The following is a 641-nucleotide window of genomic DNA, read 5'->3' as shown; positions in this document are numbered from 1 at the left end:
CGCGCTCTCTTTATTTTGTCACCCTTTTTTCCTGCTCCACATATCCTAGAAAAAAAGGGAGGGAATCGGGGTGTCATTCATCACCATTGTGAATTGGGAGCTGGTTCAATTCGTAAGTGTATCCATGATTCATGAATATGTTTCCCATCGTTCTGTTTATTTGTACAGGTATTCTTTCCCGCGCTGTTCAAACTGAGAACATCCTTTTATAATAAAAGGCGAGGAGGTTTTTTAATGAAAATCGCTTTATTAGGAGCCAGCGGCCGCGTCGGACAAGCCTTTTTAACACAAGCTGCAGCAGATGAAAGATTTGATATTTTCGCTCTGATCAGATCTCAACATGCTGATCTTCCCCTTTCAAAAGACAGAACCGTCATGGGGAACGCCCGCCGCTTAGAAGATGTGAAAAAAATAATGGAGAATGCTGAAATCGTGATCAGCTGTCTAGGCACAGATGGTGATGATACCTTGTCAACTGCTATGGCACACATTCTCTCCGCTATGGAGGAACAGCATATCAAACGGCTTATTACGATCGGCACCGCAGGGATCCTAGATTCCCGATATGAACCGGGAAAATACCGGTTTGCAACAAATGAATCGAAACGAAAGCAGACCCGCGCAGCTAAGGAGCATGCAAA

General features: G+C 44.3%; 2 protein-coding genes. Both read left to right on the top strand.

The features are described 5' to 3' along the window. Positions 1-70 precede the first annotated feature (70 nt). A complete protein-coding gene (locus ACWHAR_RS28470; RefSeq protein WP_003245136.1) occupies positions 71-196 on the top strand; it encodes a hypothetical protein in 126 nt (41 codons plus the stop codon). Between the two features lie 38 nt (positions 197-234). Continuing rightward, a partial coding sequence (locus ACWHAR_RS28465) for an NAD(P)H-binding protein (RefSeq protein ID WP_452088620.1) occupies positions 235-641 on the top strand: 407 nt, incomplete at its 3' end.

It is taken from the genome of Bacillus sp. LR--39, assembly GCF_053613335.1.
Note: the sequence above shows the minus strand (reverse complement) of the source record. Positions and strands in the feature narration are given on the sequence as shown.